This window comes from Mycobacterium sp. (assembly GCF_050701515.1).
In the GTDB taxonomy this organism is placed as follows: Bacteria; Actinomycetota; Actinomycetes; order Mycobacteriales; family Mycobacteriaceae; genus Mycobacterium.
In genome coordinates, this window is the sequence record NZ_JBOGDB010000056.1 from 1 (window position 1) to 6,354 (window position 6,354).

7 protein-coding genes are annotated in these 6,354 nt (G+C 66.3%); 5 read left to right on the top strand and 2 right to left on the bottom strand.

Annotation, left to right across the window (positions count from 1 at the left end; genetic code table 11):
- Positions 1 to 483, top strand: a 483-nt coding sequence (gene coaD, locus ACRDU5_RS04945; protein ID WP_526613274.1) for a pantetheine-phosphate adenylyltransferase, incomplete at its 5' end; no start/stop codon positions are given.
- A gap of 192 nt (positions 484 to 675) precedes the next feature.
- On the opposite strand, the gene ACRDU5_RS04950 is transcribed toward coaD, so the two are convergent.
- The gene (locus tag ACRDU5_RS04950) at positions 676 to 1,347 is read right to left on the bottom strand and encodes a maleylpyruvate isomerase family mycothiol-dependent enzyme (RefSeq protein ID WP_526613275.1); all 672 of its coding nucleotides are present in this window, start codon (positions 1,345 to 1,347) and stop codon (positions 676 to 678) included.
- A gap of 318 nt (positions 1,348 to 1,665) precedes the next feature.
- Between ACRDU5_RS04950 and sepIVA the strand changes: the two genes are divergently transcribed.
- Together sepIVA and ACRDU5_RS04960 are read left to right on the top strand one after the other, a co-directional pair.
- Positions 1,666 to 2,403: a cell division protein SepIVA gene (sepIVA, locus tag ACRDU5_RS04955; RefSeq protein ID WP_526613277.1), complete on the top strand. Its 738-nt coding sequence runs from the start codon at positions 1,666 to 1,668 to the stop codon at positions 2,401 to 2,403.
- 44 nt (positions 2,404 to 2,447) lie between these two features.
- Positions 2,448 to 2,963, top strand: a complete 516-nt coding sequence (locus ACRDU5_RS04960; RefSeq protein ID WP_526613278.1) for a YceD family protein — start codon at positions 2,448 to 2,450, stop codon at positions 2,961 to 2,963.
- Here the strand turns inward: ACRDU5_RS04960 and ACRDU5_RS04965 are convergent.
- Positions 2,957 to 4,645 (bottom strand): nuclease/transposase family protein, encoded by a 1,689-nt coding sequence (locus tag ACRDU5_RS04965; RefSeq protein ID WP_526613280.1) that lies wholly within the window; start codon positions 4,643 to 4,645, stop codon positions 2,957 to 2,959. The two genes, ACRDU5_RS04960 and ACRDU5_RS04965, sit on opposite strands and share 7 nt — an antisense overlap.
- Before the next feature lie 122 nt (positions 4,646 to 4,767).
- Here ACRDU5_RS04965 and rnc point away from each other — a divergent pair, with 122 nt between their 5' ends.
- On the top strand, positions 4,768 to 5,472 hold the full coding sequence (gene rnc, locus ACRDU5_RS04970; protein ID WP_526613282.1) for a ribonuclease III: 705 nt from the start codon (positions 4,768 to 4,770) through the stop codon (positions 5,470 to 5,472).
- The gene (gene mutM, locus ACRDU5_RS04975) at positions 5,465 to 6,322 is read left to right on the top strand and encodes a bifunctional DNA-formamidopyrimidine glycosylase/DNA-(apurinic or apyrimidinic site) lyase (protein ID WP_526613283.1); all 858 of its coding nucleotides are present in this window, start codon (positions 5,465 to 5,467) and stop codon (positions 6,320 to 6,322) included. Before rnc ends, mutM begins: the two co-directional genes overlap by 8 nt.
- The last annotated feature ends 32 nt before the right edge of the window (positions 6,323 to 6,354 follow it).

Below are 6,354 nucleotides of genomic sequence, written 5' to 3' on the forward strand. Positions count from 1 at the left end.
GCGGTATGTCCCGGATCGTTCGACCCGGTGACCCTCGGCCACATCGACATCTTCGAGCGTGCGGCCGCCCAGTTCGACGAGGTCGTGGTGGCCGTGTTGATCAACCCCAACAAGGAGGGCATGTTCAGCCTCGACGAACGCATCGCGATGATCACCGAGTCGACCATGCACCTGCCCAACCTGCGCGTCGAGCCGGGCGAGGGCCTCGTCGTCGATTTCGTCAAGGCACGCGGGCTGACCGCGATCGTGAAGGGGCTGCGTACCGGCACCGACTTCGAATACGAGCTGCAGATGGCGCAGATGAACAAGCGCATCGCCGGGGTGGACACGTTCTTCGTCGCCACCACGCCGAAGTATTCGTTTGTGTCCTCGTCGCTGGCCAAGGAGGTGGCATCGCTGGGCGGGGACGTCTCGGAGCTGCTGCCCGGGCCGGTAAACGAGCGATTGCAGGAAAAGATGAAGGGCGCGAAGGGTTCTCCATAGCTATGGCGCTGGATCTTCGAGTATCTCGTCGGCTACGACGATCGGCGATACTCAGCAACCGCCACGCGCAGACCCTGCGCCCCTCGACCGGCAACAAGATGAACGGTAAGTCCAGCGCCCGAGCATCAGCCGGACCCACGCCGTTGCCGCGAAGGCTGCGTCGGGGGCGAACAGCCGGCCGCCATGTGCGATTCATCGGCAACCCAGCCGCCGACGCAACAGCGGCAATCCTGGACCGTCGAGCTTGTCGAGCAGGACGGTGCGGCCGCTCACGCACATCATCAGAGCCATTGCCGGCCCACGGATCTCAGCACCCTTGCCCCAACACAGCCCTACATCGGTGCCATAGAGCGAAAGCCCATGCAGTCTGCCTAGAGGCACAAAGCCAAACGGCCACGGGCCGGTCAGAAAATCAAGCGCCAGGGCCACCAGCTCGGGATCAGGTTTATAGGGCAGATTCAGCGGTATTCGGATATCCCCGCTATGCACGAGAATGTCGGCGAGCGGATCAAGCGGTCCAAATAGCGGCGGACTCAACGGGTGATCGGCACAACGGCACAGCGTGTCAGCGATCTCGCCGGCCGGTAGCTCGGCACGACGACGCGCCAACTCATCGATTGCGCGAGCCATGCTGCCACGCCGGGCCGCCGTCCGCATGAACACCCCGAAGCTGTCGGCGAACACACTGACCAGATGGGCCGCCACGGTCTTCACGTCCCAGCCCTCGCACAAGCTCGGGGTTGCCAGCTGTGAATCATCTAGGCTGTCGAGCAAACCGGCGATCTGACGTCGCTGCTCCGCCACGGCAGCAAAGATGAATTCCCGGTCGGCTCGCATCAGTGACGTGTCCGATGTCCCCAGCATCGGCCGATCTTGATATTGGCCACGGTTGTGCCCCTCCGCAATGAACCACTTGAGTGGACCGCCCCGCATGCTACCCGGACCATATATTTGGTCTGCCGGTTCGACGGCGGATGGTTCTGGCCGAGAGCCCCAGCGCGGAGCCGAACTGGCGATTGGCTCCCGCATTGACATAATGGATGCCGATGCGATTCAGCCGAGAGTTGCGCGGGCCTGGGGTGCTGCTGAAAGCCGAGGGGCGACACACCGGCGGTGTTAGCGTAGTCACAGGGGTAACACCAGGCACACTGGTAACTAACAACTACGCCTGGAGGGTGTGCCGTGTACCGAGTATTTGAAGCGCTCGACGAGTTGGGCGGGATCGTTGAGGAAGCTCGCGGCGTGCCGATGACGGCGGGTTGTGTGGTGCCCCGCGGCGACGTCCTCGAGCTGATCGACGACATCAAGGACGCCATCCCCGGCGAACTCGACGACGCACAGGACGTGCTGGACGCACGGGATTCGCTGCTGAAGGAGGCCAAGGAGCACTCCGACTCGATGGTGGCGACGGCCCGCGCGGAGGCCGACTCGATGCTCAATCATTCCCGCACCGAAGCCGACCGGCTGCTGGCCGACGCCAAGTCCCAGGCCGACCGGATGGTCGCCGAGGCTCGCCAGCACAGCGAGCGGATGGTCGGGGAGGCCCGGGAGGAAGCCGCCCGCGTCGGCGCGACGGCAAAGCGTGAGTACGAAGCCAGCGCCGGGCGTGCCAAGGCCGAGGCCGATCGGCTGATCGAGAACGGCAACCTCTCCTACGAGAAGGCGGTTCAGGAGGGGATCAAGGAGCAGCAGCGCCTGATCGGGAAGACCGAGATCGTCGAGACCGCAACCGCCGAGGCCACCCGGCTCATCGACGCGGCCCATGCGGAGGCCGACCGGCTGCGCGGCGAATGTGACATCTACGTCGACAGCAAGCTGGCCGAGTTCGAGGATTACCTGAACGGAACGCTGCGATCGGTGGGTCGCGGCCGCCACCAGTTGCGTACCGCCGCCGGCACGCACGACTACGCGCAGCGCTAGCCACCGCATCTTTCGCTCCGGACGGTCGCCGTAGGATTGGTGTCATGGCGACGCGACGCGATTCACGTTCGCCGCTGGTGATCAACATCGCCCGGCTGGGCCGCCGCCCGGGGTCCATGCTGACCGTTCAGGAGTGTGTGCCCAGCCCGTCCTGCATCGGCCGCGACCTGGTGGCGATCGATAAAGCCGCGCCGCTCGAGCTGGATCTCCGGGTCGAGTCGGTGTCGGAGGGCGCGCTGGTGACTGGAACGGTGTCGGCCCCCACGACTGGCGAGTGCGCACGCTGCCTGACAGCGATGACCGGACATGTCGAGATCGACCTCACCGAGCTTTACGCCTACCCCGACAGCGCCACCGAGGCGACGACCGAGGCCGATGAGGTCGGTCATGTCGTCGACAACACCATCGATCTCGAGCAGCCGATCGTCGACGCCGTCGGCCTGGCGCTGCCGTTCTCGCCGCTGTGCGGACCGGACTGTGTCGGCCTGTGCCCCCGGTGCGGCATCCCGTTGGCCACCGCCGAGCCGGGACACCGTCACGAGCAGATCGACCGTTACTGATGTGGTTGGCCGTTGTTGGCCATTGCCGGGGTAACGGTTGCCCGGCCCTGTGGCCGCGTTCTTGCCCTGTCGGGTGCGCGGGATTCGGTTCCCCGTGTCCCTGGCTGGTGGCGGCTGCTGGTCGCCCGCTGGTGTTCGGGCGCGGCCTGGTCGGTAGCTCTCACGCAACGATCCTCTGGTCGTGTGCGTGTCACACCTTTCCGTCGCCGCGCCTTAAATCCTTGGGCGCGTCTGCCGATCACGGTGGCGGCTGCCTCGTGTCGGGTGACGTTCTCATAGGGGGAGCGCCAGTGCTGGGTGCCCCATGTGCTGGTGTAGGCGGCATTGACTGCGTACAAGCGGACGCCGTGGTGGTGGGCTTGGGCGGACAGGCGGTTGCGGAACACTGCTGTCGGGATCCCGGCCACCGTCTTGCGGAAGCGTTTACCTCGCTGGCCGCGGCCCATGGTTTCTCGGCCCATGGTGCGGGCGTCAGCGAAGTCCAGGTCCTCCACGGCGATGGTGTCGAGCCCGCGCCGCTGCGTGTAGTGGATGAGGCGGGTGATCGCGTGCCGCACTTGGGCATCCCTACGCGCCGATGTACCGGAGAGGTCGATGTCGATGTGGTGAGGTCGACCAACCGGGTTGCCGTGGGCGTCGAGGCGCCGCACCGCGAGGTGACCGTCGTTGAGATCCACACCGACGATCGGGCCTCGGGCGCGCAGCGCTGTGTCGCGTTCGGGTCCGGTGTTGGAGGTGTCTGGTGGGCTCGCCCAGGCGGCGGTGAGGTAACGGCCCGCTCGTCGGGGCTTACGGGTGATGGTGTAGGCCATGGATTTTCCGCCGGTGATCCTGGCCAGCCACTCGTCGGCCCGGTAGGAGAACACCGCGATACCGGACAGGATGTAGCGGCCGTGTTTGGCGTTGGCCAGATGCTCCAACGGTTTCGGCAGCCGCAAACTGACTTCGCCGCCTGGGGTGACGGTGATGGTGAGATTGCCGAACGGCTCGTCACCGGAACCGTTGGCTTCGATGCGGTAGCGGGCGCAGTCCCAGCGCTCGCGCCACTCGGGCAAGGTCAGCTTCGCCGCATCGAGGTTGTGCCGGACCCTGGCCAGGCGCTTGCCACCTGCGGTGACGTGCACGACCTTGTTACTCCGATCCGCGCACACTTGCCCGAGTTCGGTCCGCAGATGCTGCAACCGGCGCTGCTTGGCAAACCTCTCCGCCTGGGTCGGGTAGCCCTTCGGCAGCCTCGCCTTGCGCCCCGCGTTGCGTTTCTCGCGTGTGAGGGTATCGCCTGTGGGCTGGGCCAGCCGCTTCTCGATGGTCGCAATCGCCGCGCGCAACCCCAGGAGGTGCCGGTACTGGGCGTCACGGGCCAGCCGGTACTGGGCGTCGTTGCCACCGATGATTGCGTTGGCCCACCGGGCACTCGACTGCGTCGTGAGCCTGCCCTTGCGATCGTTGAGCCGGTCCCGACGGGCCTGATGCCTCGCATCGCCGTCCAAAGCCACGTCCAGCGGCACCGGGCGGGTAACCGCGGCCAGGTCCGCGCGGCGAAGCTTGCCCAGCTGGGCGGCAATCACGTCGAGCACCTGTTCGTCCAAAGCCGTGGTACGCAGCCTGGTGGTGATCGCCACACCGGACGGATCCGCCACCGGCTTCACCCCACGCCACTCCCGCAACCGCTCGACCGTCACAACACGACCATCCCAGACACCACCGACAAAACCCGCCACGACCAACACCGACCAACAAACACGCCAACAGCAAAGAACCCGCGGTGGGCAAAGCTGGCCGCCATGCTCGATACGGACGACAAGTGACGGCTGACCGCGGGGCACTGCTCAAGGCCTTGGGGGTGGAGCTGCCCGACGAGCTGCTCACCATCGCGCTGACGCATCGCAGCTACTCGTACGAGAACGGCGGGTTGCCGACCAACGAACGACTGGAGTTCCTCGGCGATGCGGTGCTCGACCTGCTCATCGTCGACGAGCTTTTCCACCGGCATCCGGATAGCCCGGAAGGCGACCTGGCCAAGCTGCGCAACAGCATCGTCAACACCCAAGCGCTGGCTGGTGTCGGCCGCGAACTGTCCGATGACGGTCTCGGCGCTCACCTGCTGCTGGGCAAGGGCGAGGAGAACTCCGGCGGCGCCGATAAAGCCAGCATTCTCGCCGACGGGGTGGAATCACTACTCGGTGCGATCTATGTTGCGCACGGTATCGACACCACGCGCGAAGTGGTGCTGCGGCTGTTCGGGAAGCTGCTGGACATCGCGCCGACCCTGGGCGCTGGCTTGGAGTGGAAGAGCAGCCTGCAGGAACTCACCACGTCGCGCGGCCTCGGTGCGCCGAGATATGAGGTGACCGCCAACGGTCCCGACCACGACAAGGAGTTCACCGCTGTGGTTCTGGTGATGGACAAGGAATACGGGCGCGGAGTGGGTCGGTCGAAGAAGGAAGCGGAACTCAAGGCCGCCGCGCAGGCGTGGACCGCGCTTGCCGCCTCCGATATCGATGCCTGAGCTTCCCGAGGTCGAGGTCGTTCGGCGGGGGTTAGCGGCACATATCGCGGGCAAGACCATCACGGCGGTGCGGGTGCACCATCCCCGCGCAGTGCGCCGTCACGAGGCCGGACCCGCCGACCTTGCCGGGCGGCTGCTCAACACGCGGATCACCGGTACCGGCCGCCGCGGCAAGTATCTGTGGCTGACGCTCGGCGACGGCTCGGCTTTGGTTGTCCATCTGGGGATGAGCGGGCAGATGCTGCTCGGGGAGCCGACGCGCGAGGATCATCTGCGCATCGCGGCGCTCTTCGACGACGGCACCACGCTCAGCTTTGTCGACCAGCGGACGTTCGGCGGGTGGATGCTCGCCGACGTGGTCACCGTCGACGGCACCGACGTGCCGGTGCCGGTCGCGCACCTCGGCCGCGACCCGCTGGACCCCCGGTTCGACCGCGACGCCGTCGTTAGGGTATTGCGGCGCAAGGATTCCGAGATCAAACGCCAGCTGCTGGACCAGACCGTGGTGTCGGGCATCGGCAACATCTACGCCGATGAGGCGCTGTGGCGGGCCAAGATCAACGGCGCCCGGCTCGCATCGTCATTGACCCGTCGGCGGCTGGGCGAGCTGCTGGATGCCGCCGCCCAGGTGATGACCGAGGCGCTCGGGGAGGGCGGCACGTCGTTCGACTCGATGTATGTCGACGTCAACGGCGAGTCGGGTTACTTCGAGCGGTCACTCGACGCCTACGGCCGCGAGGGCGAGCCGTGCCGGCGCTGCGGCGCGGTCATGCGGCGGGAAAGGTTCATGAACCGCTCGTCGTTTTACTGCCACAAGTGCCAACCCCGCCCGCGTGCCCGCCGCCCCTGATTCCCGCGAAATAGCATTCCCGGTCGTTGAAT

What these genes read in the sequence shown, in the direction of transcription:
- ACRDU5_RS04950 (WP_526613275.1), bottom strand. Translation starts at nt 1,347, where the DNA reads ATGCTGGGGACATCGGACACGTCACTGATGCGAGCCGACCGGGAATTC.
- ACRDU5_RS04960 (WP_526613278.1), top strand. Translation starts at nt 2,448, where the DNA reads ATGGCGACGCGACGCGATTCACGTTCGCCGCTGGTGATCAACATCGCC.
- mutM (WP_526613283.1), top strand. Translation starts at nt 5,465, where the DNA reads ATGCCTGAGCTTCCCGAGGTCGAGGTCGTTCGGCGGGGGTTAGCGGCA.